General features: G+C 24.0%; 1 protein-coding gene. It reads right to left on the reverse strand.

The genetic code is table 11. The features are described 5' to 3' along the window. Positions 1-482: 482 nt before the first annotated feature. The coding region (locus D9V76_RS03175; protein WP_437177680.1) for a glutamine amidotransferase-related protein at positions 483-747 on the reverse strand (265 nt) is incomplete at its 5' end.

Below are 747 nucleotides of genomic sequence, written 5' to 3' on the forward strand. Positions count from 1 at the left end.
TAATTTTTATTATGCATTCAAAAGTAGCACTTCTATAAATTGCGATAGTTTCTTTTATTTCGTTTAAATTACATCCATAACTTGTTTTAATTGGCTTTTTCTCTAATTGATATAACGTAAAAACTACATCCGTTCTCCTTTTGAATAATTTTTTTATTTCCATTTCTATAATTTTTTCCCTGTTCAGAATAAATTAAAACAGTTTTAAAATTTTTTTTAAAATTACAGATTTCACCCTAATTCAAAAATTTTTGTCTCTCATCATGTGATTTTTTGATAATTATTAAATTAGATGCAATATTGTTTTTTATTTTTTTAATTCTAAATATATTTGAATGTTATAGGGGGTTATGCGTTCTGTCATTAACGCTATAAAAAACGCATATTTCCATTTTAATATTTAGTTTCTTTAAAAAAAGATATGGATACCACAAATAAATTTATATTTAATGATGTTTTTTTTTTGTTTTTAATTTATTTTACTATTTGTATTTTGAAGAGGCCCAATCAATAATTTTTTCTAATAAAAGTGCACCAGATGTTGTTAAAATAGATTCGGGATGAAATTGAAATCCACATACGTAATCTAAATTGTTTCTGACAGACATTATCATATCATTAAAATAAGAATTTATAATAAAATTTTTAGGAATTTTATTACATATTAAAGAATGGTATCGAGCAACAGGTAGTGGTTGAGGAAGCCCCTCAAACATCTCTAAACCGTCATGGTTAATTAAAGATGCC

The sequence above is a fragment of the Buchnera aphidicola (Rhopalosiphum padi) genome (assembly GCF_005080845.1).
Classification (GTDB): Bacteria; Pseudomonadota; Gammaproteobacteria; order Enterobacterales; family Enterobacteriaceae; genus Buchnera; species Buchnera aphidicola_AO.